The organism is Tessaracoccus sp. MC1865 (assembly GCF_017815535.1).
In the GTDB taxonomy this organism is placed as follows: domain Bacteria; phylum Actinomycetota; class Actinomycetes; order Propionibacteriales; family Propionibacteriaceae; genus Arachnia.
In genome coordinates this window covers 648,519-674,538 of sequence record NZ_CP072596.1, presented here as the reverse complement: position 1 = coordinate 674,538, position 26,020 = coordinate 648,519, and the positions used below count along the sequence as shown (strand labels likewise).

General features: G+C 68.1%; 31 protein-coding genes and 1 tRNA gene. 12 read left to right on the top strand and 20 right to left on the bottom strand.

The annotated features are described in order from the left end of the window. Positions 1 to 17: 17 nt before the first annotated feature. From J7D54_RS02925 to J7D54_RS02910, 4 genes are all read right to left on the bottom strand, one after another. Positions 18 to 854 (bottom strand): carbohydrate ABC transporter permease, encoded by an 837-nt coding sequence (locus J7D54_RS02925; RefSeq protein ID WP_182762275.1) that lies wholly within the window; start codon positions 852 to 854, stop codon positions 18 to 20. Continuing rightward, positions 851 to 1,714, bottom strand: a complete 864-nt coding sequence (locus J7D54_RS02920) for a carbohydrate ABC transporter permease (protein ID WP_182762276.1) — start codon at positions 1,712 to 1,714, stop codon at positions 851 to 853. Before J7D54_RS02920 ends, J7D54_RS02925 begins: the two co-directional genes overlap by 4 nt. Positions 1,715 to 1,836: 122 nt before the next feature. Next, a complete protein-coding gene (locus J7D54_RS02915) occupies positions 1,837 to 3,183 on the bottom strand; it encodes an extracellular solute-binding protein (RefSeq protein ID WP_209455195.1) in 1,347 nt (448 codons plus the stop codon). Between the two features lie 224 nt (positions 3,184 to 3,407). After that, positions 3,408 to 4,223 carry a formylglycine-generating enzyme family protein gene (locus J7D54_RS02910; protein WP_182762280.1) on the bottom strand — a complete coding sequence of 272 codons (816 nt, stop codon included), beginning with the start codon at positions 4,221 to 4,223 and terminating at the stop codon, positions 3,408 to 3,410. On the opposite strand from J7D54_RS02910, the gene J7D54_RS02905 reads away from it, so the two are divergent. Next, positions 4,224 to 4,421, top strand: a complete 198-nt coding sequence (locus tag J7D54_RS02905; protein WP_182762282.1) for a hypothetical protein — start codon at positions 4,224 to 4,226, stop codon at positions 4,419 to 4,421. A gap of 129 nt (positions 4,422 to 4,550) precedes the next feature. Here J7D54_RS02905 and J7D54_RS02900 read toward each other — a convergent pair. The 3 genes from J7D54_RS02900 to glp all read right to left on the bottom strand — a co-directional run bounded on the left by J7D54_RS02900 (position 4,551) and on the right by glp (position 7,016). Further along, positions 4,551 to 4,626: transfer RNA gene (locus J7D54_RS02900), tRNA-Ala, on the bottom strand. A gap of 79 nt (positions 4,627 to 4,705) precedes the next feature. Then, the gene (locus tag J7D54_RS02895; RefSeq protein ID WP_182762283.1) at positions 4,706 to 5,482 is read right to left on the bottom strand and encodes a hypothetical protein; all 777 of its coding nucleotides are present in this window, start codon (positions 5,480 to 5,482) and stop codon (positions 4,706 to 4,708) included. 238 nt (positions 5,483 to 5,720) lie between these two features. After that, the gene (gene glp / locus J7D54_RS02890; protein ID WP_182762285.1) at positions 5,721 to 7,016 is read right to left on the bottom strand and encodes a gephyrin-like molybdotransferase Glp; all 1,296 of its coding nucleotides are present in this window, start codon (positions 7,014 to 7,016) and stop codon (positions 5,721 to 5,723) included. Positions 7,017 to 7,034: 18 nt separating this feature from the next. Between glp and J7D54_RS02885 the strand changes: the two genes are divergently transcribed. The 4 genes from J7D54_RS02885 to mscL all read left to right on the top strand — a co-directional run bounded on the left by J7D54_RS02885 (position 7,035) and on the right by mscL (position 9,089). After that, entirely contained in the window at positions 7,035 to 7,610 is a 576-nt protein-coding gene (locus J7D54_RS02885) for a 5-formyltetrahydrofolate cyclo-ligase (RefSeq protein ID WP_182762288.1), read from the top strand. 38 nt (positions 7,611 to 7,648) lie between these two features. Then, complete coding sequence (locus tag J7D54_RS02880) at positions 7,649 to 7,909, top strand: FmdB family zinc ribbon protein (protein ID WP_182762290.1); 261 nt, start codon at positions 7,649 to 7,651, stop codon at positions 7,907 to 7,909. Between the two features lie 59 nt (positions 7,910 to 7,968). Continuing rightward, complete coding sequence (locus tag J7D54_RS02875) at positions 7,969 to 8,598, top strand: SAF domain-containing protein (RefSeq protein ID WP_182762291.1); 630 nt, start codon at positions 7,969 to 7,971, stop codon at positions 8,596 to 8,598. A gap of 125 nt (positions 8,599 to 8,723) precedes the next feature. After that, the gene (gene mscL / locus J7D54_RS02870) at positions 8,724 to 9,089 is read left to right on the top strand and encodes a large conductance mechanosensitive channel protein MscL (protein WP_182762293.1); all 366 of its coding nucleotides are present in this window, start codon (positions 8,724 to 8,726) and stop codon (positions 9,087 to 9,089) included. Positions 9,090 to 9,150: 61 nt separating this feature from the next. Here the strand turns inward: mscL and J7D54_RS02865 are convergent, their stop codons facing one another. Further along, positions 9,151 to 9,492: a hypothetical protein gene (locus tag J7D54_RS02865; protein WP_182762295.1), complete on the bottom strand. Its 342-nt coding sequence runs from the start codon at positions 9,490 to 9,492 to the stop codon at positions 9,151 to 9,153. Then, positions 9,482 to 10,861, bottom strand: a complete 1,380-nt coding sequence (locus tag J7D54_RS02860) for a UTP--glucose-1-phosphate uridylyltransferase (protein WP_182762297.1) — start codon at positions 10,859 to 10,861, stop codon at positions 9,482 to 9,484. The genes J7D54_RS02865 and J7D54_RS02860 overlap by 11 nt, the downstream gene beginning before the upstream one ends. Before the next feature lie 187 nt (positions 10,862 to 11,048). Between J7D54_RS02860 and J7D54_RS02855 the strand changes: the two genes are divergently transcribed. Beyond that, entirely contained in the window at positions 11,049 to 11,417 is a 369-nt protein-coding gene (locus tag J7D54_RS02855) for a hypothetical protein (protein WP_182762299.1), read from the top strand. A 23-nt stretch (positions 11,418 to 11,440) separates the two neighbouring features. Here the strand turns inward: J7D54_RS02855 and J7D54_RS02850 are convergent, their stop codons facing one another. The 3 genes from J7D54_RS02850 to J7D54_RS02840 form a co-directional block, all read right to left on the bottom strand. Further along, a complete protein-coding gene (locus J7D54_RS02850) occupies positions 11,441 to 14,038 on the bottom strand; it encodes a multicopper oxidase domain-containing protein (RefSeq protein WP_182762300.1) in 2,598 nt (865 codons plus the stop codon). Next, complete coding sequence (locus J7D54_RS02845) at positions 14,035 to 15,063, bottom strand: hypothetical protein (protein ID WP_182763323.1); 1,029 nt, start codon at positions 15,061 to 15,063, stop codon at positions 14,035 to 14,037. Before J7D54_RS02845 ends, J7D54_RS02850 begins: the two co-directional genes overlap by 4 nt. Positions 15,064 to 15,146: 83 nt before the next feature. Further along, positions 15,147 to 15,428, bottom strand: coding sequence for a DUF2249 domain-containing protein (locus J7D54_RS02840; protein WP_182762302.1), 282 nt, complete (start codon positions 15,426 to 15,428; stop codon positions 15,147 to 15,149). Between the two features lie 187 nt (positions 15,429 to 15,615). Here J7D54_RS02840 and J7D54_RS02835 point away from each other — a divergent pair, with 187 nt between their 5' ends. The 6 genes from J7D54_RS02835 to J7D54_RS02810 all read left to right on the top strand — a co-directional run bounded on the left by J7D54_RS02835 (position 15,616) and on the right by J7D54_RS02810 (position 20,293). After that, complete coding sequence (locus J7D54_RS02835; protein WP_182762304.1) at positions 15,616 to 16,431, top strand: DUF4397 domain-containing protein; 816 nt, start codon at positions 15,616 to 15,618, stop codon at positions 16,429 to 16,431. Positions 16,432 to 16,436: 5 nt separating this feature from the next. Next, entirely contained in the window at positions 16,437 to 17,171 is a 735-nt protein-coding gene (locus tag J7D54_RS02830) for a class F sortase (protein ID WP_182762306.1), read from the top strand. Between the two features lie 14 nt (positions 17,172 to 17,185). Continuing rightward, entirely contained in the window at positions 17,186 to 17,728 is a 543-nt protein-coding gene (locus J7D54_RS02825; protein ID WP_182762308.1) for an RNA polymerase sigma factor, read from the top strand. Beyond that, positions 17,725 to 18,420, top strand: a complete 696-nt coding sequence (locus J7D54_RS02820; RefSeq protein WP_182762310.1) for an anti-sigma factor — start codon at positions 17,725 to 17,727, stop codon at positions 18,418 to 18,420. Before J7D54_RS02825 ends, J7D54_RS02820 begins: the two co-directional genes overlap by 4 nt. A 45-nt stretch (positions 18,421 to 18,465) precedes the next feature. Then, the gene (locus J7D54_RS02815) at positions 18,466 to 19,362 is read left to right on the top strand and encodes an Ltp family lipoprotein (protein WP_209455194.1); all 897 of its coding nucleotides are present in this window, start codon (positions 18,466 to 18,468) and stop codon (positions 19,360 to 19,362) included. A 106-nt stretch (positions 19,363 to 19,468) separates the two neighbouring features. Further along, positions 19,469 to 20,293 carry an alpha/beta fold hydrolase gene (locus tag J7D54_RS02810; RefSeq protein ID WP_182762312.1) on the top strand — a complete coding sequence of 275 codons (825 nt, stop codon included), beginning with the start codon at positions 19,469 to 19,471 and terminating at the stop codon, positions 20,291 to 20,293. A 355-nt stretch (positions 20,294 to 20,648) separates the two neighbouring features. Here J7D54_RS02810 and J7D54_RS02805 read toward each other — a convergent pair whose 3' ends face one another. The 8 genes from J7D54_RS02805 to J7D54_RS02770 form a co-directional block, all read right to left on the bottom strand. After that, entirely contained in the window at positions 20,649 to 23,192 is a 2,544-nt protein-coding gene (locus J7D54_RS02805; RefSeq protein ID WP_182762314.1) for a tape measure protein, read from the bottom strand. Positions 23,193 to 23,337: 145 nt separating this feature from the next. Next, the gene (locus J7D54_RS02800; RefSeq protein ID WP_182762316.1) at positions 23,338 to 23,628 is read right to left on the bottom strand and encodes a hypothetical protein; all 291 of its coding nucleotides are present in this window, start codon (positions 23,626 to 23,628) and stop codon (positions 23,338 to 23,340) included. Next, a complete protein-coding gene (locus J7D54_RS02795; RefSeq protein WP_182762318.1) occupies positions 23,621 to 23,992 on the bottom strand; it encodes an endonuclease domain-containing protein in 372 nt (123 codons plus the stop codon). Before J7D54_RS02795 ends, J7D54_RS02800 begins: the two co-directional genes overlap by 8 nt. An 80-nt stretch (positions 23,993 to 24,072) precedes the next feature. Next, positions 24,073 to 24,480 (bottom strand): hypothetical protein, encoded by a 408-nt coding sequence (locus J7D54_RS02790; RefSeq protein ID WP_182762320.1) that lies wholly within the window; start codon positions 24,478 to 24,480, stop codon positions 24,073 to 24,075. Between the two features lie 6 nt (positions 24,481 to 24,486). Then, a complete protein-coding gene (locus J7D54_RS02785; protein ID WP_182762322.1) occupies positions 24,487 to 24,912 on the bottom strand; it encodes a hypothetical protein in 426 nt (141 codons plus the stop codon). Positions 24,913 to 24,924: 12 nt separating this feature from the next. Further along, positions 24,925 to 25,329, bottom strand: a complete 405-nt coding sequence (locus tag J7D54_RS02780) for a hypothetical protein (RefSeq protein WP_182762324.1) — start codon at positions 25,327 to 25,329, stop codon at positions 24,925 to 24,927. Next, on the bottom strand, positions 25,329 to 25,718 hold the full coding sequence (locus tag J7D54_RS02775) for a hypothetical protein (protein ID WP_182762326.1): 390 nt from the start codon (positions 25,716 to 25,718) through the stop codon (positions 25,329 to 25,331). Before J7D54_RS02775 ends, J7D54_RS02780 begins: the two co-directional genes overlap by 1 nt. Next, positions 25,715 to 26,017: a hypothetical protein gene (locus tag J7D54_RS02770; protein WP_182762328.1), complete on the bottom strand. Its 303-nt coding sequence runs from the start codon at positions 26,015 to 26,017 to the stop codon at positions 25,715 to 25,717. The genes J7D54_RS02775 and J7D54_RS02770 overlap by 4 nt, the downstream gene beginning before the upstream one ends. Between the last annotated feature and the right edge of the window lie 3 nt (positions 26,018 to 26,020).

Sequence of the window (26,020 nt, the reverse complement as noted above, 5' to 3'; positions counted from 1 at the left end):
CTCCATTCAGATCCGGGTCAGCCCTTGACGGCACCGAGCGTGAGGCCGGCGACGATGTGGCGCTGGAGGAAGAGGGTCAGGATGATCACGGGTACGGAGTAGACCGCCGCGAGAGCGGTCATCCCGCCCCAGTCGAGCCCGAATTGGCTCTGGAAGTTCGCGATGACCACCGGAGTGGTCTGGGCACGGACCGACGTCAGGAGGAGCGAGAAGAGGAACTCGTTCCACGAGGCGAGGAAGGCGAAGATCGCAGTGACCGCGAGGCCGCCGGAGACCACCGGCAGCACCACACTGATCATGGCCTGGAGCCTGTTGCACCCGTCCATCTGCGCGGCCTCGCTCAGGTCGTCGGGCACCGCCTCGAAGAAGCTCGCCATCAGCCAGATCGACAGTGGCAACGAGATGGTGGTGTGGGCGAGCGCGAGGCCGAACGACGTGTCGGTCAGCCCGATGGTGCGCATCACCTGGACGAGCGGGGCGCCGACTGCGATCGTCGGCACCATGCGGGTGACCAGCGCGGCGAGGATGAAGACGCGCCCGGAGGGGGTACGGAAGCGGGTGATGGCGTACGCCGCCGGGACCGCGAGCACCAGGCTCAGTGCGGTGGAGACGAGCGCGGTGACGACGCTGTTGGTGAGGGCCGCCGCCACCCCCTGCCTGGTGAGGGCAGAGACGTAGTTCTCGAGCGTCCACATCGACGGCATCACCCTCGGGGGGACGGCGATGGCCTCGAGCGGCCTCTTGAACGACGTGAGCAGCAGGTACAAGAACGGGAAGCCGTACAGCACCAGCGTCAGGGCGAGACCCGCCCAGAGGAGGATCCGGCTGCGGCCTCGGGTTTCGAGCGGATTCATCGGGCACCTGCTCCCGGTCGCCAGATGAGGAGGACCGCCACGATGGACACGGCGAGCATGCCCAGCAGGTAGACAGTGCCCATGGCGCTCGCCAGCCCAGGGTCGCCGAACCTGGTCATGGTGCGGTAGATGAGCAGGCTCAAGGTGGTGGTGCTCCCCTGTGGGCCGCCGTCGGTCTGGATGAGGATCACGTCGAACGCGCGGGCGGCGTCGATGCCACGCACGATCAGCGCCACCGCGATCACCGGCCGCAGCAGCGGGATGATGATGCTGAACAGCAGACGCAGGTAGCGGGCACCGTCCAGGCGGGCAGCTTCAATGACCTCGCCAGAGATGTTCTGCAGCCCGGCGAAGAGCACGAGCGTGATGAACGATGTCGTCAGCCAGATGTCGGGGATGGCGACGGAGAACAGCGCGAGGTTCGGGTTGCTCAGCCACTGCACCTGGTCGGGCGTCGACAGGATGCCGGCCTGAAACAGGAGTTCGTTGATGATGCCGAAGTTGTCGATGAGCAGGAAGCGCCAGAGGAGGCCGGCGACCACAGGGGCGATCATCAACGGGTACATGAAGAAGGTGCGAAACACCGTGGAGCGGCTCCCCAGTGCGGAGAACAGCAGTGCGACGGCGAGGCCGAAGACGAACTCCAGCGTCACGACGAACAGGGTGTAGAGCACGGTCCGGACGGACGCCGCGATGAAGGCGTCGGAGGCGAACGCGGCGACGTAGTTGTCGAAGCCGACAAAAGTTCGGGCCGCACCGGCGAACGGCGAGATCTCGAAGAAGCTGTCATAGACGAAACGGACGAGCGGCCAGAGGACGAAAGCGGCGAGGAAGGCCGCCGCAGGGAGCATGAGCAACATGGCGAACCTACGGTCGCCCCGTTCGCGCCGCCCGATTCTGGGGCGCATTCCGGGCGACGCCGGGGCGGCTGTGGCCACCCCGGCGACGCTCTGGGGGGTTGTGGAGTGCACGGAACCGGCCTCTACTTGATGATGGATTCGATCTGCGACTTGGCGTCCGAGAGCAGCTGAGCTGTGTCGGCGCCGGGTTCAACGGCCTTCTGGAGCGTGGGGATGAGGACGGAGTCCACGATCTCCTGCCAGTTCTCCGTCTTCGGCCGAGGGAGCGTCTGCGGCGCCTCGAGCGTGGTCACCAGAGCGGGATAGTTCTCGAAACCCTCTTCGCCGGCCTTGCTCTCGAACGCTGCCTTGCTGGCCACCAGCCCGAGCGACGTGTCGGCGGCGAGTTCGTTGTGCTCGAAGGCGAAGGCGATGAAGTCCTTGGCCGCGTCCTGGTTCTTCCCGCTGGCCGGGACCGACAGGTACCACGCGCCGGGGACACCAGCCACCCCGCCCGGGCCGCCGATCATGGGGGCGACACCGATGGAGTCCTTGATGGGCGAGTCGTCGGGCGTCTGCCGGTAGGCGTGGCCCCAGAACCGCATCATGGCGAGGTTGCCCTGGTAGAAGAGGTTCTGCGCGCCGGCCCAGTCGAGCTGCGCCGCACCCGATGGGGCGAACGGCAGCAGACTGACGTAGAAGTCCAGCGCCTCCTTGTGGGTGGCGTTGTCGATGGTGATCTCGCCGGATTCGGGATCGAGGACCATGTGCTCTTCCCCCGCCTGCGAAACGGTCGCCAGCCATTCGGTCTCGACTGCGCCCTTCACGTCCGTACCGTAGAGGTCGACGGCGCCGTCGCCGTCGGTGTCACGCGTGAAGAATTCCGCCACATCGCGGTACTCCTCCCATGTGGTGGGTGCCGCGAGCTCGTAGCCGTACTTCTCTTCGAACTGCGCCTTGTTGTCGGCGTCCTCGAAGAGGTCGGTGCGGTAGAAGAGCACCTCGGAGTTGGTCCACACCGGCATGCCGACGAAGTGGTCGCCCACCTTGGCTTCGCTGACGAGTCCGTCGAACAGGTCGCCCTGGACCTCGTCGGTGAAGAGGTCGTCCAGCGGGGCGAGGCCTGGCCCGAATGAGGTGAGCCAGATCGCGTCGAGCGCGGCGACGTCGAACGAGGTGGCACCGGACTGCAACTCCGAGGAGATGCGGTCGTAGAGACCTGCGTAAGGCAGTTCGACGAGCGTGACCTCGGTGCCCGTTTCAGAGGTGTACAGATCTGCGATGGGCTCCAGCTCCGCCTTGCCGCCGCCTTCGACGACGACGGTGAGCGTGGTGCCCTCGGCACCCTCGGCGCCGTCAGCGCCGTCGCTGGGGGCGGGGGTTCCGCCGGCACCGCATCCGCTGAGGACCAGTGCTGTGGCAGTGACTGCTGCAACTGCGACTCCGACGCGCTTGGTACGCCTCGTCGCTCGGGGGTGAAGCGTCTTCACTTCGACTCCATTTCGGTTGTGGTGGGGGTGCAGACCCTTGTGCCAAGACGTTTTGCCAAAACGTCTTGGCATGACAGTAGATGGCGTCCCAACCCACGTCAAGCCCTTTCGAGAAAGTCAGAGATAACGATTTGGCAGCGGTCCGGAAGATGCACCTGTCGCAGGGCTGAGACCCGCGAGGGGGCCGCGTCGATCACCGCGCCTGCTTCCGCCCCGCTGAAGGTTCAGTGACTGGTCGCTACCGTCCGGAAGCCCGCGTTGCCCATGGACGAGTCCGGGGTGTTCTGGGAGCGTGCCGATTTACGGTACCTGTTGCAGTAGCTGTCGTGACATAGGTAACTGCCACCGCGCATGACTCGCTGCGTGCCCTGCGGTGGCCCATGCGGGTCGCGACGACGGTCGTGTTGGTAGGTCTCCGGATGGAACCAGTCCGCGCACCACTCCCACACGTTGCCGATCATCTGGTGGAGCCCGAACCCGTTGGGTTCGAAGTGCCCTGCCGGTGCGGTGGTGAGGAAGCCGTCCTCGCACGTGTTGTCGACGGGGAACGCACCCTGGAAGATGTTGGCCCGCCAGCCCCTGTCGTCGACCGCGGCATCACCCCAGGGGTACTTCCGGCGGGCAAGACCTCCGCGTGCGGCGTACTCCCACTCGGCCTCCGTCGGGAGCCGTCGGCCGGCCCAGGTGCAGTACGCCATGGAGTCGTGCCAGCTGACATGCACGACCGGGTGGTCGAGAAGGTCCGCGATGTCCGTCAGGGCACCGCCGGGGTGGCGCCAGTCGGCGCCGCGGACCCCCCGCCACCACGGCAGGCCGGCCGGTGAACCCATCAGGTCTGCCTCCGGGGCCTGGACCGCGAGGTGGAAGACAGCGGAGAAGCCGAAACGCTCGGCATCCGTGACGTACCCGGTGTCGGCCACGAAGGCGGCGAACGCCTCGTTGGTCACCGTCGTCACGTCCATGCTGAAGCCCTGAACCTCGACATCGCGGAGGGGCACCTCACCGTCGTGCGGGTTGCGGTCCCCCAACGAGTCGCCCATGTGAAGGGGGTGCAAGGCGAGAACCGCTACTCCGCGATCCGCAGCACAGTTGTGGTGGACATGTCGGAGATCGACACCGAGAAGCAGACGGCGCTGGTGGAGCGTGCGGTGAAGGCAGTCGACCGACTGTGCTCCGTCGGCCGCACGATCAAGCAGAGCGCCACGGCGGAAGTCGAACTACTCGCCGACCAGAGTTGAGTCTCCAGAAATAGGAGGGAGATTTCTACCACATCGGCGCTACAGAGGGCGATGTGGCAGATAGCTCCCTGCGAATTTCGAGCATCGTCCCGGAGAAGCAGAATGCCCCGCCGGAGCGGGGCATGTGTCTGGTGGAGCTAGGGGGATTCGAACCCCCGGCCTTCTCATTGCGAACGAGACGCGCTACCAACTGCGCCATAGCCCCAGAGCATCGACAACTTTAGCACCGCGTCGGGAATCGCTCCAAGTTGGGGTGCCCACGGGGCTCTCGCCCGTGACCAGCGTCACTCGCCGACCGCGCGGGGGCGGAACTCGGCGATGCTCGCCGCGCCGCCCGACGCCGTGATGGTGGCCTCGCCCTCCTCGACCGGGGCCGCGGGGTTGTCCGCCGTCGGCACCAGGGGCGAGGTGGCCGCAACGGGCGCGGACAGGTCGATGGTTCGCACGGTGCGCGGAAGCAGCGGCTGCGACACGTAGGTGGCCGGCGTCACGGGAATGGGATCCCACAACGCACCCATCGTGGTGGGCATGGTGAGCTCGATGGAGATCTCGGTGCTCTCCGATTCCGGCTGGCCGATGTCGATGGTGGTGGTGTCCTCGTGCTCGTCGAAGCCGCCGTTGACGGCCGCTGCCCGACGGTCGAGGCTGCGGTGCATCGCGACGACGGTGAGCCGGGCCACGCACAGGAACGCGACCAACAGTCCCCCGGGCACTGAGAGCGTCCACCACGCGACGATGTTCGACGCGGCCAGCACTGTGAGGATGACCAGTGCGCCGAGGAGCACGACGACGACGGTGAGGCGTCGCCGGGCGGCCTGGCGCGCGATGAGGCGGAGTTCGTTCAACTCGGCCCGCCGGGTGAAGGGGGTGGACACCGAGGCGAGGTTCTCGTCCTCGACGAAATCCTCCACGTCCCGGCGCAGGATACGCATGGAGTCTGCGAATCGCTCAGTGGGGTCGCCCTCGAGCTCGAGGTCAGAGGGCCGCTGCGCGCTCACCCAGGGAAGAGCGAACGCAAGGCCGGCGCAGACGACAACAGCGATGATGATCCCGGCGAGCATGCCCATACGTTAACAACATCCCCGTAATTCGACCGCTCGGCCGCGGCGCGTCGCGATATTGATTCTAACGAGATTGCGCGGCTCCAGCGTGCTCGTCAAGAACGGGCAGTTCGCCCGCGAGTCCGGTTGGGCGTTCAACAACCTGACGGACCTGGCGTACATCACGCGCCAGGCGTGGAAGGGTGTCTCTTCATGTTCGCGCCTGTACGCGGCGCAGGCTGCAGACGACCGCCGGGGCTCAGTCCTCTTCGTCGAACAACCACACCTTGACGGCCTGGCCGGCCTTCACCGACTCGAGCGACTCGTCGAGCAGGATCAGGGCGTTCGACTCCGTCAGCTCCCCCAGTGCGTGGGGCAGCGAGACCTGTTCGACGTAGCGGATGCTGCCGTCGAGCTGCACCCGGCCCCGCAGGAGGTGCATGGTGCCGTGCATGGACCGCAGCATGGTGCGGGTGATGGCGCGGAAGGCCCGGTGTTCGGTGCGCGCGCCCATCAGGCGGCGGATCAGCGGCCGCGCGAAGACGTGGAACGACACATAGGCGCTCACCGGGTTGCCAGGCAGCATCAGCATGGGCACCCGCTCGTTGTCCTCGCCGATCAGGCCGAACGTCTGGGTGCGGCCCGGCGACATGGCCACGTCGACGGAATCCACCAGGCCGAGATCGTTCATGACATCGACGACGGCCTCGTAGTCCTCGCGGCGCCCACCGGTCGTCGAGATGACCAGATCTGCCCGGATGAGCTGGTCCGTGATGGCGTTGCGGAGCGCTTCGGGGTCATTGGAGTGCACGGCCACGCGGAACACCGTGGCTCCGGCGGCGCGGGCCGCGGCGGAGATCATGTAGGAGTTGGCGTCCGTCGCGTCACCGTGCGACATGGTGGCGCCTGGGTCCACGAGATGCTCGCCAGAGCTGACGACCACGACGCGCGGCCGGGGCCGCACCATCACCTTGTCGATGCCGGCCCCCGCCAGGAGGCCCATGGCGCGGTCGTCGAGGACCTCGCCCTCGCTGAGGAGGCGGGTGCCGACGCTCAGATGCTCGCCGGCGGCGCGTACGTACTCACCCTCCGTGACCTTCTCGATGAGGTGCGCACGGTTGTCCTCCAGCGTGGCGAAGGTCGCGGGCAGCACAGCGTTGGCGCCGCGCGGCAGCACGTCACCGGCGGCCACCACAACAGCCGCGCCCTCGGGCAACCGCTCGACGGTGGCCTCGGCGATCTGCAGGGGCTCGGCCAGGTGTCCCTGGTCGTCGACGAGATCCGCCGCGCGCACCGCGTACCCGGCCACCTTGGCGGTGGAGTTGGGCGGCACGTTGATCATCGAGTCGATGTCCTCGCACATCACCTGATCCCAGGCTTCCAGCAACGGGGTACCGAACGGCTCGAGCGGCTCCACGAGGCCGAGCAGATAGGCGGTGTGGTCTGCGACGCTGCGCAGCCCTGAGGCGTTCAGGGCAGGGGCCTCCGGGAGCCGCGGCTCTTCGGGGATCTCCTCGACGACGGGGTCCTCTTTCTTGCGTCCAAACCAGGCCATGGCCCTTACGATATGCCAATGCCCGAACAGCTCCGGAAGGACGCGCTGCGCCAGGACGTGTCGGCCGCCCGGAGGGCTGTCCCGGAGGCGGGCTGGCGCCGCGCGGACGCGGAGCTGGCCCGGCACGTGCTCGCCGCCGTCGCGGAGTTGCCGGTGGGGACGGCGGCTGTCTACGTGTCGCGGCCCGGTGAACCTGGCACACGAGCGATCATCGACGGGCTGCTGGCGCTGGGCTGGAGCGTGCTGGTGCCGCGGCTCACCCACTCACCCGACTGGGCGGTCTTCCCCGGCTGGGACGCGCTGGTTCCCGGCTGGGGAGCCATCCCGCACCCGCCAGGCCCGGGGCTGGGCGCGGAGGCCATCGCTGAGGCTGACCTCGTGCTCCTCCCCTGCCTCGCCGTCGGGCGCGACGGATCGCGGCTCGGGACGGGCGGGGGCTGGTACGACCGGGCGCTGAGCCGACGACGCCCGAACGTCCTGCTGGTGGCGCTCGCGAGGTCCGAGGAGGTCGTCGACAGCGTGCCAGTGCTCCCCCACGACGTGTCCATGGATGGCTACGCCACTGAGCTCGGTTGGGTCATCGTTGACCGCTGAACTATCATGGCGGGCGGTTGTCTCTACGGAGGAAGTCAATGCCCACCTATCAGTACCGCTGCACCAACTGTGGCACCGACCTCGAGGTCGTGCAGAAGTTCACCGACGACGCGCTCTCCGTATGCCCCGAGTGCGAAGGCAGCCTGCGCAAGGTGTTCAGCGCCGTCGGCGTCGTGTTCAAGGGCTCCGGCTTCTACAAGACGGACAACCGCAGCTCCTCGAAGCCTGCAGCCAAGGCGGCGGAGCCCGCGAAGACCGAGGCCAAGCCGGCCGCCAAGGTCGAGGCCAAGTCCGCCTGACGCGCACTCACACCTGTGGATAACGGTGGATCGATGGTCCAACCGGCCACAGTGGAGGCATGAAGCGCCTCCTCGATCTCATCGCCCAACGGGTGTCCTGGCACCGCCGCGCGGTGGGCGCAGTACTCGCCGCGGCGGCCGTCCTGATGTTGGGCAATTCCCTCGCGCCTGCGGAGGGGCCCACTGAGCCCGCCGTCGTGATCTCGGCGGACCTGCCGGCGGGCCACGTGCTGACGGCCTCGGACGTGAGCCTCGCCCATCTGCCATCGCATTCCGTGCCCGACGGCGCCCTCACTGAGGCCGACGCCCTGGTGGGCCGCAGCACCGCAGTCTCCCTGGGCGGGGGCACCGTCCTCCAGCCCGGCATGTTGGCCGCCAGCCACAACACCGAGCCTGGTCGGGCCCTGGTCCCCATCGTCCTGCGCGACGACAACCTCCGCTCACTGCTGAACCCCGGTGACCGGATCTCCCTGATCGCCACGGGCTACGACGAGGTGGAGATCCTCACCACCGACGCACGGGTGGCCGTGTTGGCCACCCCGCCCTCCGGAGGCTCACCGTTGGCCACTGCCACAGCCGCTTCCGGGCCGATGATTCTCGTGGACGTACCCACGTCCGAGGCCCCCATGGTGGCCGCGCTGGGGCAGGACGGCGGCCTGCGCATCGTGCTGGGTGGCGCGCCCGGGTGAGGCCATCGCTGTTGTGGGTGCACCGGTACCTCGCTAGAGTCATCCCGGACCACGGTCCGACGACGCGACAGTCGCGCGTCGTGACAGACCCCGCTCCGGCGGTAATACAGAAAGTCTGAAGAGCTATGAAGGGCTTCAAAGAATTCCTGATGCGTGGCAACCTCATCGAGTTGGCCATCGCCTTTGTCATCGGCGCCGCGTTCGCCACCGTCGTCGAGTCGTTCACCGCGATGTTCATGGACGTGCTGGGCCTCCTGGGCGGCACGCCCGATTTCTCGAACTTCAAGCCGGGCGGCGTGTCCGTCGGCGCCTTCCTGACCGCCCTGCTGGCGTTCGTCATCATCGCCGCGGTGGTCTACTTCGGCGTGGTGCTGCCCTACACGAAGGCCAAGGAGCGCTTCGACCGCTCGTCCGCAGAGGCGCCCACCCTCACCAAGTCCGAGGAACTGCTGGAGGAGATCCGCGACGCCATCCGCGCCCGCACCCTCTGATCTCGAGGAACACGAAGGGGCACCTCCCACGGGAGGCGCCCCTTTTCATGTCCCGTCAAGCTCACCAGTGCGGCGGACGGTCCTGGACGAGGCGTTGTTCGTCGCGGTTCAGGGGCCGCTCCGCAGGCCGGCTCGCGACCAGACCGGTGAGACCCAACTGCTGGCGGGCGGTGGCCAGCGCCGCGTCGAAGCGAGAGAAGCCCACCTCGCGGCGCACGTCCAGCGGCACCGGGAACGGCCAGACGCGCTCCGCCGCCTGGGCCTCGTGACGAAGCTCGGACAGCCGCTCAGGGGTGAAACCGAGCCCGGTCAACTCGTCGGCCAGCGTACCGACGGACCCGACGGGGAGTTCCTCCCCCGTCAGCGCCAGGGCGAGGGCACGCGCGAGCGGGTCAGCCGTCAAGCCGGGCACCGTCCGCGACCGTGCGGCTGTCGCCCGGATCCGCCAGGGTGACGTCGCCCGTGACGACGACGCCGGAGCCGAAGGTGTAGTCGCCCTCCACCCGGAACGACCTCGCTTTGCGCAGCGACGGCGCCGACGGGATGCGCTCGGCGAACTTCTGCACCGTCTTGTAGTAGCGCGAGTCCAGGTTGATCTCCGGCGAGGCATCCGTGCAGGCGATGAGCTTGCCCTCGTCGGTCAGGTTGTAGACGTCCGAGCGGAGCAACAGCAGTTCGTTGGTGGTCTTGACCGGGAGGAAGCGGTCGCGGCCGACGCAGATGGCGGTGGCGCCCTCGAACACCTCGATCGCGGCGCCCATGGCGGACTCCACCTGGATGACCGGTGTGGACGACGAATCCGTCGGGTCCACCGTCTTCTCGTTGCGGATGAGGGGCAGCCCGAGCACCGATCCGCGCTCGACGAGGGTGTTCTTCAGGACCTGCAGGTCGAACCAGAGGTTGTTGGTGTGGAAGAACGGATGACGGTGCTCGTCGGTGAAGAAGTCCATCTCCTCCGGCGCGGTCTGCGCGGTGTCGCGCAGGATCAGCTGCCCGTCGGCCTTGCGGACGGCGAGGTGGCCGCCCTTCTTGTCGTTGATGGTTCGGCGGCACAGCTCTGCGGCGTAGGGGGCGCCGGACTTGGCGAACCAGCCGGCGATGGTGGCGTTCGGGGCCGCGCCCAGGTTGTCGCCGTTGGAGACGCAGGCGTAGCGGAAGCCGGCCGCGAGCAGCGCGTCGAGCACGCCGGAGCCCTCCAGCGCCGGGTACAGGTCGCCGTGGCCGGGCGGGCACCATTCGAGCGACGGGTCTGCGGGCCATGACACCGGCGTGAGGTCCTCGGCGCGGAGCTTCGGCTCCTGGTTCTGCACGAAGCTCAGCGGCAGTTCCTCGACGGGGAGTTCGGGGTAGCGGCTCAGGTGCATCAGCGTGTCGTCGTCGGTGCGGAACGAGTTCATCAGGAGCAGCGGGAGGCGCGCGTCGTAGCGCTCGCGAGCGGCGAGCACCTGGCGGACGATGAGGTCCAGGAAGTTGAGCCCGTCGCGCACGGGGAGGAGGGTCTTGGCCTTGTCGAGGCCCATGGAGGTGCCGAGGCCACCGTTGAGCTTGATGATGACCGTCTTGCCGATGGCGTCGCGGGCCTCGGCGTCGGTGATGTCCACGTCCGCCAGCATCGGCGGGTCGAGCAGTGGCTCGATCGTGTCCTCTCGGATGACACCGGTCTCACCGGATTCGAGCAGATGGTAGAAGCGCGTGAACACCTCAATGGCCGGAGTGGGTACCCCGGCATCCATCATCTTCTGGCGTGCTGCCTGCAGGCCGGCTTCGGACACGACGATTCCCTTCCTAGGTAACGCATCGATCCTAACCGGCGACCTCGGATTGCTCACCTTCAGGTGCCCCCCGTGGGGCCAGATCGCGCAGTGGAACCGGTCACACCGACCTGCCAGACGCCTCACAGGATGTGCACAGAAAGCTCCGGTTTGGTTGTATACACCGACGAACAGAACGGACACCACCATGTCGCTGCTCCCCTACGAGGCCACCTTCCCCGCCTTGGGCACCCGCGCCACCCTGCTGACCTCGAACCCCGAGACGCTCCTGCCGGCCGTTGAGGTGGTGCGTGCGGAACTCGACGTCTTCGGCGACATGGACGCGCTCGGCGGCCATCCCATCCTTGACGATCACCTGGGCGCGATGCTGCACGGCACGGACCCGCTGGAGCCGGTGTCGGCCGACGCCGAACGCGACGCCCGCTCACGCACCGCGCGCCGGTTGGCTGATCTGTTGTCGGAGGAGTTCCCGGGTGGCTTCCTCGTGGACCTGGGCGGCGTCCCCGCTGTCGCCGGCGAGTCGCTGGCCGACGACACCGAGCTCTCGGCAGCCTGAAAGCGTGGAGTTCGGATGCGTCTTCAGTCCGTGACCTCGACGATGCCGTGGGCGCCGCGCTCCGCGTCGACCATGATGTGGCTGACCACCGGGTAGTGCCCCGCCTCGTTGAAGGTGATCTCCACGAAACCGCCCTCGGCCGGCTGGAGCGCCAACGCCTGGGCCCCGCCTCCGGTGTTGCCGAAGGCGTCCTCGCCGTCGCGCAGCAGGTAGCCACCCTCGCGGTAGACGGTGTCGAACTGGCCGCCCACGATGTGGAAGCTCGACGCCCGGTTGGGCCCGGCGTCGACCACGAAGAAGCGCACCTTCTCCCCCACCTTCGCCTCGAACTGCCGCTGGTCGTACTGGTTGGCGATGCCGTTGAACACCACCCGGTCCGGCTGCTCGGCGAGCACGCGGTCCGGGTTGATCTCGGTGGCCTCGTCTGCGGTGGCGGCGTCGTCGGCGAAGACCTCCGACTGGACCACCACGTACTCACGGTCCACCGCGGGCCAGCCCTCCTCCGGCTCGATGATCACGGCGCCGTGCATGCCGGCGGCGATGTGCGCGCTCATGGGCATGGTGGAGCAGTGGTAGAGCCAGGCTCCCGCCCGCTCCGCCGTGAAGCGGTACACGAGGCTCTCGCCGGGCGCGATGGTCCGCATCGGCGCATCGGGCGCGACCGCGCCGGCGTGGAAATCGATCGAGTGGCCCATCGTGCCGTCGTTGATGAGGGTGATCTCGAAGGTGTCGCCCACCGTGCCCCGCAGGGTGGGGCCGACGCTCTGCCCGTTGAATGTCCACCTGCGCTGCCACAGCCCGGGGGCCACCTCGAGGGGTTCCTCCGTGACGCGGAACTCGTAGCGGCGGACGGTTTCGTCTGTCAGCTCTGGTGCGACGGGGTCGACGATGTGGCCCAACTCGGCCTCGGGATTGCCCGCGGCGGGTTGGTGAACGGCGTGCCCGCCTCCGGAAGTGGAGGCCGGCTCGGGTGCAGTGTCGCCGACGACGACGTCGAACGTCATCCCCATCTGCCGGTGGCCGACGACGGTGCACCAACCTTCGATGCTCTGCCCGACCACGCCCAGGTCCAGCTCCGCCCTCTCCCCGGCGGCGAGCCTTGGGCTGCGGACGTCGCCCACCATGAGGTCGTGCACGTTGGTGTCGTCCAGGTTGGTGAGCTCGATGATGACCCGGTCGCCCGGGTCCACCTGGATGCTGGCGGGTTCGAAGCGCATGTCGTGCGCGGTGACCGCCACGCGGACGGTCTCGCCGGTGGGCGCCACCGCCTGCGTCGTGGTGCCCGGGGTGACGATGCCGGCCGCTCCGGGGTCCATTCCGAACCCGAGCGAGACCACGACGGCCAGCGCGGCGACGCCGGCCACCAGGCCGCTGCCGGTCAGCGCGTTGGGCCGCTCTGCGGGCAGCGAGGGTTCGAGGCCGGCCATGGCGGCCCTCTTCTCCTTCACCGACGCCCGGATGCCCAGCACCATCAGCGGGATGAACAGCGCCAACGCCACCAGCACGGCGCTGGAGACCGTCACCTTCACCCAGCTGGGCAGCGGCATCAGGAACAGCAGCAGGCCGCCGTTGATGACGACCAGCCGGGCGGTGGCCCAGCGGTCGAAGTAGGCAGCGCCCGCCCGCACCACGCGCGGGCCGCCGCCGAGCACCGACGGCAGGAGGTAGCTCAGCGCACCGGTGACCAGTTGCAGGAGGAAGCCCACCACCCAGATGCCGGCGAGCAGCGGGTAGTCCGTGGCGAGCGCGATGTCGTCGGCGCGCCAGACGTGCACGGCCGTGGCGACCAGCGCGACGCACGCCCAGACGCAGGCAGCCAGGATCGACGCGGAGGCGAACTCGCGCGGGGGCCGCTTCCTGGTGGGGGCCACGAGGCAGCGACCGAACCACAGGAGCCCCACGGCGTATCCCGCGATGCCGACGGCGGCGACGGGCCGCAGCCCCGTCAGCGAGCCGGCGATGATCACAGCCAGACCGCCCAGCAGGATGGGCAGCGTCTGACGGGCGAGGCGCTCCGCGCGGTCGTCCATCCGGGTGCGCAGCACCGTCGGCCAGAAGGTGACGAGGGTGCCCACCAGCGTCAAACCCACCCAGCCCAGGATCATCGTCATGGTGTGGGCGACGAGGAGGTTGGCGTGCCAGCGGTCGCCCAGGCCCCAGGCGAGCGCAGCGCCGAAGCCGGCTCCTACCGGCACGCAGAGCGCGGCCACCACGTAGTAGCGGATGCTGATGCGGAAGCGCCCGGGAAGCGCGCGCTTCAGGTCGCGGATGAGGGTCCAGGCGTGCCACAGCACCGCCGTCGACACGGCCACCGCGCCGATGAGCACCAGCCACCACTGCGTGGTCGGCACCCCGACGAACACCGCCAGCGCGCCCACGGCCAGGAGGCCCAACCGAACGTCGGCGACCTTCCTGGCTTTGTCGTCCGGCCGGGTCTTGAGCAGGGCTGCGGTGAAGTGGGCGCTCCACACCATGACCGAGTGGGTGATGGCGCCGAGCCCGACGAGGTGCACCATCAGCCAGGTGGATTCGGGCACCCAGCGATGCACCAGCGCGATGACGACGGCGCCGACCAGCCAGACCAGCAGGGTGAAGTCGCGCAGCGACCGGCGCCCCCTCATGAACGCACCACCGACACCACGACGGTCACGGCGAAGATCAGGAGTGCCAGCACGGTGAGGATGCCTCCGGTTCGGTAGAGGGGTTGGATGCCCGCCAGCCCCCCGCTGAGGCGCAGGACCATGCCCACGTTGAGCACGACGAGCGGGGCCCACATGGACGAACGATACGGGAGCGGCCGCCCGATGACGGCCGGGAAGATGATGGGGGCGTGCGCCATGATCATGGCCAGCCCGAAGCCCAGGAAGACCCCGTGGATGACGGCGTCGTAGGTGCCGCTGGAGGTGGGCTGGCCGACGACGAGCCACACGACGCCGGCGACGGCGAGCCACAGGTTGCCGGCCAGCAGCGAGGCGGCGTTGAACCGCCGGAGCCCGGTGCTGCGCACGAAGCGGCGGCCCACGTCGTCGCGGAACAGCCACAGCGCGGTGAGCAGGCAGCCGAGGCCGACGATCCGGGCACCGGTGTCGGGGAAGACCAGGCTGAGGGCGGCGCCACCGCCGATCAGCGTGCCGAGGGCGAGCAGGGTGGGGATGGCGCGGCGGCCCATGGTGAGCTGGGCAAGTTCGGCGCGCTCTGAAGCGATGGTGATGATGAGGAAGGCGGCGAGCAGCGGCAGCAACGGGGCGATCTCCGCCACCAGCCACAGGCCTGTGAAGAGCGCGACGAACAGCGCGCCGAAGGCCTGTGCGGCCACCAGCGAGAGCGGGGCGCGCAGCCACAGCGCGATGGTGAGCGCGAGGAAGGCCAGGCCGCCGTCGAAGAGGAGGAGTTTGCCCAACCCGATGGGGGCGCCGACGAGCAGGGTGACCGACCCCAGGCCGAAGAGCGCGGGGGCGAGATAGGCCCACGCCTGCCGCAGCGCCTGCGCCCGCTCCAGGGAGATGAGGGTCCCCATGAAGCCGAGCACCATGACCGGGCCGTGGAGGTCTGCCAGCCGGTCTGAATCAACGGGCGCCCAGACGCCGAGCCGCAACAGCCCGGCGTTGAGCCCCGCCAACAGCGAAAAACCGGCGAGGGCGACCATCGCCACCCGCCAGTTCTTCGTGCGCTGACCGATGTCCCGTGTGGCCCGGGACGTCCGGTCAGCTGTACCCGAGGTTGTCACGATCAGGAGCGCGCGAGCTTGAGCTTCCAGGCGTCGGGGCCCTGCTGCACGTAGCTGACGGCGACGTCCTGCCCGTGACGCTGCTGGATCTGGGCGATGAGCGGGATCGGATCGTGCGGTGCGACGAGCACGAAAGCGGTGCCGGGCTGCAACGAGTCGACGACGCCGTGGATGGCGGCGTGGCGGATGGCGTGCGGGATGGTGCGGGCGTCGAGCTCCGGGAGGGCTTGGTCGTGGCCGCCGCAACCGCAGCTGGACTTGGGGCTGAGCGAGATATCTTGCATGCCGGAGATATTACTACCAAGGTTTGGGATTAATCTCCGGGGTGCCCCTCCATGGGCAGCGATCAGACCAACCTTAAAAAAACATTGAACAAGGTGCATCCACGGACCGGTCCCAGGCGGACTAAGGGGGCAGTAGCGCGAAAGCCGCGCTGCGCCGGCCTCAGGGCCCGGACCGAAAGGACCCATCATGCGAGCACGAATCTTCGCCGCGGCGCTGCCGCTGGCACTGGCCTGCGCGGTTGCCCCGAACATGGCAGCCGCAGACGAGCACGAAGCAACCGTCCACATCCTCCACGGCGTGCCCGGCCTCACGGTGGACGTCTACGCCAACGGCAACTCCCTCCTGACCAACTTCGCGCCCGGCACCCTCACCGACGCCGTGCAGTTGCCGGCCGGTTCCTACGACCTCAAGGTCACCGCCGCCGGTGCCGGTGCCGACGGGGAGGCCGCCATCGAGGCCAACGACGTCACCGTTCCCGGGGGCGCCAACATCACCGTCGTAGCCCACCTCGACGCCGACGGCAAGCCCATCCTCACGCCCTTCGTCAACGACGTCTCCGCCACCGCCGCCGGAGAAGGACGCCTCACCGTCCGCCACACCGCAGCGGCACCTGCCGTCGACGTGCGCGCCAACGGCACCGTGGCCTTCAGCAACCTCGCCAACCCTGACGAGATGAAGGCCGACCTCGCGGCCGGCACCGTGTCTGCCGACGTGGTGCTCACCGGCACCGACACCGTGGCGATCGGCCCGGCGGATGTGAACATCGCTGAGGGCGCCAACACCATCGTCTACGCCTGGGGCAGTGCGGCCGACGCCAACCTGGGGCTCGCCGTCCAGGTGATCGACGGTCTCCACAGCGCCCCCGGCGGCGTTCCCGGCGGCACCGGTGGACAGGCCGCCGCTGCGGACGCCGCCAACTCCGCCGCCCTCCTCGCCGTGGCAGCACTCCTGGCGGCGGGCACCGGTGTGGTGCTGGTGCGCAGGCGCGCCCTGGTCAACTGACCGTCATGAGCCCTGACCGACGGCGCCCCGCCTTCGGAGTCGCAGCGGTGATCGCCCTCACGGCGATCACCGCCTGCGGCGGGCCGGTCGCCCAGGAGGCACCGCCCTCCACCGCGCCGGCCCTCGCGACCTCGTCCCCGGCCCCGGCCCCGACCCCAGCCGTTTCACGGGAAGCGCCCAACACGTCTCCCCCGCAGTCCCCCGCCCCGCCGACCTCAGCCCCCACGCCTGCCTCCACGCCGGCTGATCAGGTCGGCACAAGTTCGGCAGGACTCGCGGCTGCCACCACCCGGCCGTCACCCACCCGGATGATGATCCCCTCCCTGAAGATCGACATGCCGCTCTCACCTCAGGGCGTCGACGACATCGGCCTGATGGCCCTGCCGCCCGATCCCGCAGAGGCCGGCTGGTACCGCTTCGGTCCGGCCCCCGGCGACGCTCAGGGCGCCACCGTGATCGCGGCCCACGTCGACTCGAAGGAACTGGGCATCGGACCACTGGCGGACCTTCGCAGGCTGGCCCCCGGTGAGGTCATCGTCGTGCTCGACGCAGCAGGCGTTGAGCATGCCTACCGCGTGGAGTCGGTTGACTCCGTGCCGCGCGCCGAACTCGACCTTGCGCAACTGTTCGCCCGCACCGGGGCGCACCACCTCAACCTGGTCACGTGCGGAGGCCCCTATCTCCGTGACCGTGGCGGGTACCAGAACAACGTGATCGCCCGCGCCGTTCCCGTTTCTTGACCTAGGCTCTCTGTGTGGACTCCGATGACGTTGCGATGCTCAGCCGGGATGTCGCCGCGGGCTCACGAGAGGCCTTCGCGGCGATGTACGACCGGTGGGCGCCGCTGATCCACGGCTTCGTCCGGCGGAAGGTGGCACCCCCGGATGCAGATGCCGAAGACGTCACCCAGCAGGTCTTCGCCTCCGCCTGGTCGAGCAGGTCAGCGCTGGTTCCCGGTGAGACGGCATTGCCCGCCTGGTTGCTGGTGATCGCCCGACGGCGGGTGGCGGACCATTGGGAATCCCGCGCCCGCCACAACCGCCGGGTGGACGAGGCCCGCCGCTACAGCAGCACGGAGGACACCACAGAGCAGCCCGCCGACGACCGCCTCCTCGTCACCGCAGTACTGGACGCCATGGGCGATCCGAAGCGGAAAGTGTTGCAGTTGGCCTTCTACGATGGCCTGACGCACGCGGAGATCGCCGACAGGTTGCAGATGCCCGTCGGCACCGTGAAGAGCCACATCCGACGGGGCTTGTTGATCGTGAAGGACGCCTGGAAGGAGAGCCAATCGTGACGACCCACCTCGAGAACGACCAGTTGCTCTCCCTGGCGCTAGCCGAGGATGCAACAAGGGATCAGTACGCGGCCCACCTTGCGTCGTGCCCCCGCTGCACCTCGGCCGTGGCGGATCTCCGTCTGGGCGCGCAGCTGGTCAGGGACGCGCAGGGTTCGCCCAGCTTGGCAGCGACACCGCCCCCACGGCTGCGGGCGCGCGTCCTCGAGGCCTCCGACGCACCGGCTTCCGCCGGCACCACCACGTCCGGCCTGCGTTCCCGGTCATGGCCCTGGGTACTGGCGGCTGCCGCCTGCCTCCTGGTCGGCGTCGGCCTCGGCACACTGCTCGAGCTCCCGTCACGGGACGCGGCCCCGGTGACCGTGGCCTCCGCAGAACTCGCCCCCCTCGCCGACGACGCCACGCCTGCCGCCGCCCGCCTGGTCGACGGCGGCGACGGTCTGGTCCTTGTGGTGGAGGCACCGGTGTTCGACGCGAAGAAAGCCGACTACTTCGAGGTCTGGCTGATCAACGAAGACCTCCAGCGCATGGTGTCGGTGGGCATCCTGGAGCCCGACGGAGAGCAGCGCTTCCCTGTGACGCAGCGACTGTTGGACGAGGGCTACACCATCGTCGACATCTCCCGCGAGCTGTTCGACGACGCCCCCACGCACTCCGGCGACTCCCTGGTGCGCGGCGAACTGACCGACTGATCTTCCTTCGGTCCCCATTTTTGTCAGACCCCCTCTCTAGCGTCAATGACGTACACATCAATCGTCATTGGGGGAACCAACATGACACAGCAGCATCCAGCCGGCTGGTACACCCAGCCGGACGGCTCGTCCCGGTACTGGGACGGGACGCAGTGGGCAGACCCGGCGGCGCAGGCCACCCAGACCACGGCCGCAGCGCGGCGGCCCTGGTACACGAAGAAGCGCATCATCATCCCGGTGGTCGCGCTCATCGGCCTCATCGCCATCCTGCCCAAGGGCGGCGACGACACCGAGCAGGCCGCGCCCCTGGCCAGCGCCAGCGCCACGGCGGAGGCCACGTCTGCCGCACCGGCGGAGGAGACCACCGCGGAGCCGCTCCAGGAAACCACCCCGGTGGCAGCCACCACGGAGGCAGCAGCACCTGAGACCACAGCGGAAGCCGCCCCGGAGACGACGGCGGCGGTGCCCGTGGCAGAAGAGCCCGTGGTGGAGGAACCGGCGGATCCGGGCCTCAGCGTCACTCAGGGCCAGGCGGTCGTCAGCGCCGAGAACTACATCAGCTTCGCCCCGTTCTCGCGCACCGGGTTGATCGGCCAGCTCGAGTACGAGGGCTTCTCCACTGCGGACGCGGAGTTCGCCGCTGACGCGATCGGCGCGGACTGGATGGAGCAGGCGGCGCTGAAGGCCGAGTCGTACCTCGAGTTCACCGCCTTCTCGGAGTCGGGTCTGGTGGACCAGCTCGAGTACGAGGGCTTCTCGTCCGAGGAGGCCCTCTACGGGGTGGCCAACGTCACCGTCGACTGGATGGAGCAGGCGGCGCTGAAGGCGAAGTCGTACCTGGAGATGGGCGGATTCTCGCGCTCCGGCCTGGTGGACCAGTTGCTCTACGAGGGATTCTCGCAGGCACAGGCCGAGCACGGGGCGGATTCAGTCGGGCTCTGAGCCCGCTGCGCTGGGGGGAAGACCGGCCGGGACTGCGCTGGGGGGAGCGCAGTTCCGGCCTCCGCTGCTACTAGTGGATGCCACTCCCCGGTGACACAGTGGTCTGGTGACCACTTCATGGGTTCCGGTGCCCGAGGGAAGGCTCGCCGTGACTGCCGAGGGATCGGGAGAGGCGGTCCTCGTCGTGCAGACCGCGCTGTCCGTGGACGAGACGACATCGTTCTCGCGCCACGAACTGCTCCGTGAGCATTTCCGGGTGATCACCTTCAACCGACGTGACTACGGGTCGAGCACCACCACCGCTACAGCCCCCGCCATGATTGAATCCGACGCGCTGGACTGCCTCGCCGTCCTCGAAGACCTGGACGCGGTGCCCGCCCACGTCATCGGCGTGAGCTACTCGGCGGCAGTGGCGTTGCACCTCGCTTCGCTGGCGCCGGCGGCCGTCCGCTCGGTCGTGGCCATCGAGCCGCCACCCCGGCATGCACCATCCGCCACGGACTTCGTCACGGCGAGCCGCAGGCTGATGGACGTGTACGAGCACGAGGGTGCCGCCGCCGCGCTGGAGGCGTTCATGGTCATGCTCGTCGGGCCGGAGTGGCGACGCCGCCAGGAGGCACTGGCGCCGGGGTCGGTTGAACGGATCGAGCGCGACGCCGCGGCGTTCTTCGGCCGCGACATCCCGGCCCTCCTGACCTGGCGCTACGGGCCGGACGAGGCCGTTTCCCTGGGTGCCCCGGTGTTGTACGTCGGCGGGACCGACAGCGGGCCGATGTTCCGCCACACCAAGGCCTGGGTCCGGGAACTCTTCCCTGACGTGCAGACGGTCAGCATCTCGGGGGCGGGGCACGATCTAGTGCTCACGCACCCGACGGAGCTGGCCATCGCGGTGTCGCGCTTCCTGCAGAAGAACCGCAGGCCAGGGGCCTGACGGAAGCTGGCCGGAGCAAGTGGCCCCGCGCGTTCTCGACGCCAGGCGCAACGAAAGATGCGACTTCATTGGCGACCCCGGTTGGATTCGAACCAACGACACCCGCTTTAGGAGAGCGGTCAGCCCCTCGGGTTTGGCAAGGGTGGATACCCGTCAAACGGCTTTGGCTAGGTGGAATACGTCGCTGCCGGCCTTGCGTATATCGGCTGATGTTGCGGACTTCGGGACTTCTTGCGGACTATTTGCGGACTAGATGAGGACAGGGAGGCCCGGCTCAGAGGCCGCGGTGCGGTCGCCTTGCCGCTCCGCACGAGTGAGCATGAGCCGGGCTCGAGCGGTGGTCCAGGTGCGGCCCTTACGCACGCTGGGCGAAGAAGGCGGGCAGCTCGCGGGCGACGTCGGCGAGGATGCCCTCAGCCGTGCCGGCCGCCGTGGTGATCTGGATGGCACCTGCCGCGAGGTTGACGTGGGTCACCTGGCCCGAGCTGCCTCCACTGGCGCCACCCGACGTGGTGCGCGCTCCCCCTCGCACGTCGACGGACATCGGTTCGAAGGCGGTGGAGGACACCTCACGGGTGAGCCCCGTGAGAGACCGCTTCACGTTGCCGTACTGGGACTCTAGGCCGGAGATGAAGCCCTCGATGATCAGGGAGCCGGCGTCGCGCAGGATGGTCTTGTCCCGGGACGCTGGGCCCTTCCACGACGGCAGTAGGTCTGTGAGGTTGCCGAGGGTCTCGCGGACCTTGTTGAAGCCGTCCTTGATGGAGCCAACGAACCCGTCGATGAGGTCGCGGCCGGCGTTAGCCAAGATGGAACCGAGGTTCCCCAGCGCGCCCCTGATACGGTCGGGAAGGCCGCGGAACCAGTCCAGCAGTTCCTCACCCTTTCGCTCAACGGCGGACCTGATGGCTTCCCACGCGTCACCAACCTTCTTCTTCACAGCGTCCCAGGCGGCTTCCCACTTGTCCCGGAGAGTCTCCACGACGTTGGTGACCACGTCCCTGACCGCGTTGACGGCGGTTTCGACGATGCCCTCGATCCACTCCCACGTCCTGGATGCGATGTCGCGGACCTCTGACCAGACGGTGCTCCAGTCGCCCTGGAGCGCTGCGGTGATGATGCGGATGACGCTCTCGATGTTCTGCAGGGCCGTCTCGACGGTGGATTTGATGATGTCCCATGCCGCCTTCAGGACGGTGACGATGGTGTTCCACACGATTCCCCAGTACGTCTGGACGGCTTCGATCACCACGCTGATGCCAGACATGACCGGTTCGCCGATGACGTCCCAGATCTCCTTGACCTTGCCCCAGGCGACTTCCCACGCGTCAGACAACTTCTGGGCCACCACGGCGATAAGCTCGCCGGCTGCGTCGAAGATGGGGGCTACGTACTCCAGGTACCAGTCGGCCGAGGCTTCCGCAGCGGCCATGATCGCGTCCCACGCCGCCTGGAGCAAGGGGACGACCGTCGTGTTGAACCACTCGGCCGTGGCCTCTGCAGCGGCCATGATCGCGTCCCAGGCGGCTTGGAGCACTGGCACCACAGTGGTGGTGAACCACTCCGAGACGGCGGCCGCGGTGTCCTTGATGAACGTCCAGACGGTCTCCCAGACCTGCTTGCCGGTTTCGGTCTGGGTGAAGAACCACACGAGGCCGGCGACGAGGGCGGCGATGGCCCCCACAATCAGACCCACCGGGTTCGCCGCCATGACCGCATTGAGGGCGCCAAACACCCCCGTGAAGGTCTTGATAATGCCCACGATTTTGTCGAAGGCCATGAGGCCACCAACAAAGGCCCCCACCACGATCGTGGCAGCTGCGATCTTGTCCCTGTGCTCATCGAGCCAGCCGGCGAAGTCCTCGAAGGCAGGAATGATGGTGCCGACGATGTAGTCCCCCACTGCCTCGAGCGCGGGGCGAAACTCCGTGTCCCAGCGGTCCTTGAGATCGGAGATCACTGGGGCTAGCCGGTCTCTCATCTCGGCGATCCAGGCCTGCACCACGGGGATGGCGTTCTTGATGGCGGGGATGACCTTGTCCGTCATCCAGCCGGCCAGCGCGGCACCGGCCTTCTCTGCGTAGGGGGCTGCTTGGTCCAACAGCCCCGTGATGCCGCCCATCCCCTCCTTGAACAGCGGGAAGATCCCGGTCAGGAAGGACTCACCGGCTCGAGAGAGCGCGGCCATCATGTTGTTGAAGGCGCCGCGGGTGGTGTTGCCCATAGCCTCGCCCGCGGGGCCGACTGTGGTTTCGAGGACCCCGGCGAAGGTCTCGGCGTCCACCTTGCCGCTGGAGACCATTTTGCGCAGCTCGTCGGCGCTGACGCCGTAGTGCTCCGCGAGCTTGGACCAAATCGGGATTCCGCGGTCTGCGAGCTGGTTGAGCTCCTCCGTGCCGACCTTGCCGGCGGTCCAGACCTTCTGGAAGATGGAGCCCATTTCGCCCATGCCGGTCTTGGCCATGGCCGCGGTGTTGGTGACCAGCTTGAGTTGCCGCTCGAGGTCCTCCCCGGGCTTCACGCCTGCGGCGACTGCCTGCCCGGCGAGGGTGGCGGCATCGCCCAGGCCGAACGCGGTCCCCTTCACCGACGCCAGCGCGTTCTGCATGATGCCGTCGATCTTGGCGGTGTCGTGGCCGAGGGCACCGAGCTGGGCGCGGGCGTCCTCGATGTTGAGGGCACGCTCGAAGCCGCCCTTGAGGCCGAGCGCGGCGATGCCGGCACCGAAGGCAGCGGTCCACTTGATGCCGGATTTCAGGAACCCGGTGACCTTCTGGCCCGCGTTCTTGAAGCCGTCGCCGAGCTTGGTCAGGCCAGACTCGTCGCTGAGCTTCCGCATCGCGGAGCTGAACTGCTTGGTGTCGGCGAGGATGGAGACGTTGATGGTCTGTCCAGCCACTGCTCAGGTCACCTCCTCTTCCGGTTCGTCTCGTTCCATTCGGCGATCAGGGCCTCTCGCTCGCCCCACGTCAACGCCCAGTACTCGGCTGGTCGGATCTGTAGGTGGACGGCGAACTTGGCCATCTCCTGCAGCCGAGCGCGCCTCAGCTCTTGGGCGTCGTCGACTTGGAACGGGTCTTCGGGGCGTCGTCCAAAGGGATCTGCTCGGCCTCCTGCTCACCGAAGCCGAGGATGCCCTGGGCCTCGTCGAAGGTGAGGTTCTGGGCGGCGTTCCACGAGAAGTTGGCGTCCTCGCGGCGCTTGGCGACGAAGGCCAGAGCGGCCAGCGCCAGGCCCTTGGGTGCGTCGTCGTTGCCGATGGCAGAGATCGGCTGACCGGAGAGTTCTTCGATCTTGGCCACTTCGCCCAACGTCAACCGATTGATGTCAATCATGGTGTACCTCTTCTGTGATCTTGTGGGTTTCGATGTAGAGCAGAACGTCGGCCAGGTCGGCCGCGTTCTTTTCGATGTAGCCGACCATGGTGTTGTGCTTCGCGCAGAGGATGGCTCGCACCTTCCCTGTTTCGTGGTCGTGATCGGTCGACCAGTTGTGATTGCCATGCTCAGAGCAACCGAAGAAGCACTTGCGCCCCTGGGCCTCGAACATGGCCTCCCACTCGTCGAGTGAGATGCCGTATTTCATTCGGAGGTTGCGGTCACGCCAGTCCTGGCGCGTGAAGCCTGCATAGACAGCGCGGGCGCTCTCACGGTTGGCATCCCGGTAACGACCCCTGTAGGTAGCCGTGCGGCACTCCATGCTGCAGAACTTCTGAGCGTTGCTCCGGCGCTCGTAGTGTCGTGCGCAGCCCTGGCACGTGCTCACTGCGGCTCCCTCTGTCACTTCAATCCCTGCTTGCGCAGCAGCTCGCCGATTCCCTCGTCGAGGGCTGCGAATGTCTGGGCCCGGGTTGATTGGACCGCGTTGGCCAGGAACGGTTTGGCGGCGATGTTGCGGGCGGGCCAGCCGTAGTGCTGGACCCCCGCGTAGGGGACGGACGCCCGTCCTGCTCGGATGACGGCCTTGGTCTTGCCCCGGCCGGCTCGGATGGTGCCGGCGAGCGCCCCGGACAGGGTGGGTGCGTCGGGGCGTGCTGTGCTGACGACGATGAGGCCGATGGCGTGCATCAGGTCACGCATGGATTCGGCCGCCACGCCCGAGGCCTCCAGGGCCCGGAACGTCTTGGCGAGCCCGGTGATGCTGATGCGCACCCCGTCGGCCTTGAAGTTGATGTCAGCGACAGCCATGGAGGATCAGACGCCGGTGTCCATGGTGGGGCCGGTCTCGACGTCCAGGCGGACCTCGAAGGTGAACGTATTGGTACGGCCTGCCTCGCCACCGATGGACGGCTTGGGGCCGATCCGGCAGGTGCCCAGGAAGTGCGGCTCGTCGGCCGTCGCGGTCACGTTGCCGTGCGGGGCGTAGGTGAACGGGACGATCTCGCCAGTGTTCTCCCACAGGTAGCGCCAGAAGGAGCCGGTAGCGGTCGACTGGATGGCCGACAGGGTGAAGAACCACTGGCGGGCTTCGCCCTCGTTGGCTGCGTCCTCGAAGGTGACGACGTCGCTTTCGCGTTCCTCGTTCTCGAGGACGACGCTGGTGTGGTCGGCCCAGTAGTCAGTGCCGGGGGTTCCGAAGGTGAGGGCCAGCTTGGTGCCCCGGATGCGGGTAGATCCCATGGTGTTTCTCCTTTAGGTGGTTGTGACCCGGTAGGGCCCTTGGACGATGCGCAGGCGAGTGGTGAAGACGTGCTCAACTGAGCGACCAGCCGCGCCACCCAGCGGCGCTGGGCCGGGTACCTCGACGATGCCGGTGAAGTGCGGCATCTCTGGCGAGGCGTAGGGGTTCCCATGTGGGGCGTAGGCGAAGGGGACGGACTTGTCCCGGTTGTCCCACAGGAAGCTCCAGAACGAACCAGGATCGGTGGATTGGACAGCCTCGACTTCGAACCACCAGCTGTTCAGCCTGGGGTCGTTGTAGCGGCGGTCGTTCTCGTCGGCCTCGGGGATCATGATCACGCTGGTGGCGTCAGCCCAGTAGTCGACGCCGTCGACCAGCAGGGAGAGTCCGGTGCCCTTGAGCCTGACCGAGCCCATCAATCAGCCCTCCCGTCGTCGACGTGCACGCCGGAGTGCAGCACGTCGATGGTGGTGGACAGGAAGTGGGTGTTGCCGTGGGCCAGCATGGTGGGCTGGTCGACCCGCTCGACGGCGATGCCCCGGTTGTCGAGGGCCACGAGCGCGGCCGTGACGTGCTCGTCCAGGGCGCTGGTGGCCACCTCGTTCGGTCCCTGGGCGGCGACCAGCACCACGGTGAACCGGATGTTGAACGAGCCGTAGGTGTCGCCGGCCTCGACGTAGGGAGAGCCGGCCGCCAGCATCACCAGCGGTGGGCTGATGCGCTCCGGCAGGTGATCCTCCACGGGAAGTCCAGCATCGCCCAGTGCCGTCTTGATCGACGCCCGGAGGCTACGCATCGTGTTCATGCGAAGCCCCCGGGCAGGAACCGGTCAAGGATCGGATAGGCGCCCAACATCGGATCGCGGGCGAGTCGGACCGGTGAGGGCCCATCGATCGTGGCGAACTGGGTGATCCCACCCGGGGCTTGGCGGCGGTGGAACAGTTCCGCGGCGACCTCCAGAGTTGCCCGGGAAACCGCGTCGTGGGGAACCTCAGCCGTGCCGATGTAGGCGTCCACCAGCGCGGTCGCCTGATTCCAGCACTCGACGACGAACGAGTCGTCGGGGCTGGAGTTGACGTAGGCGGCGAGGCTGGTGGCGTCCATGGC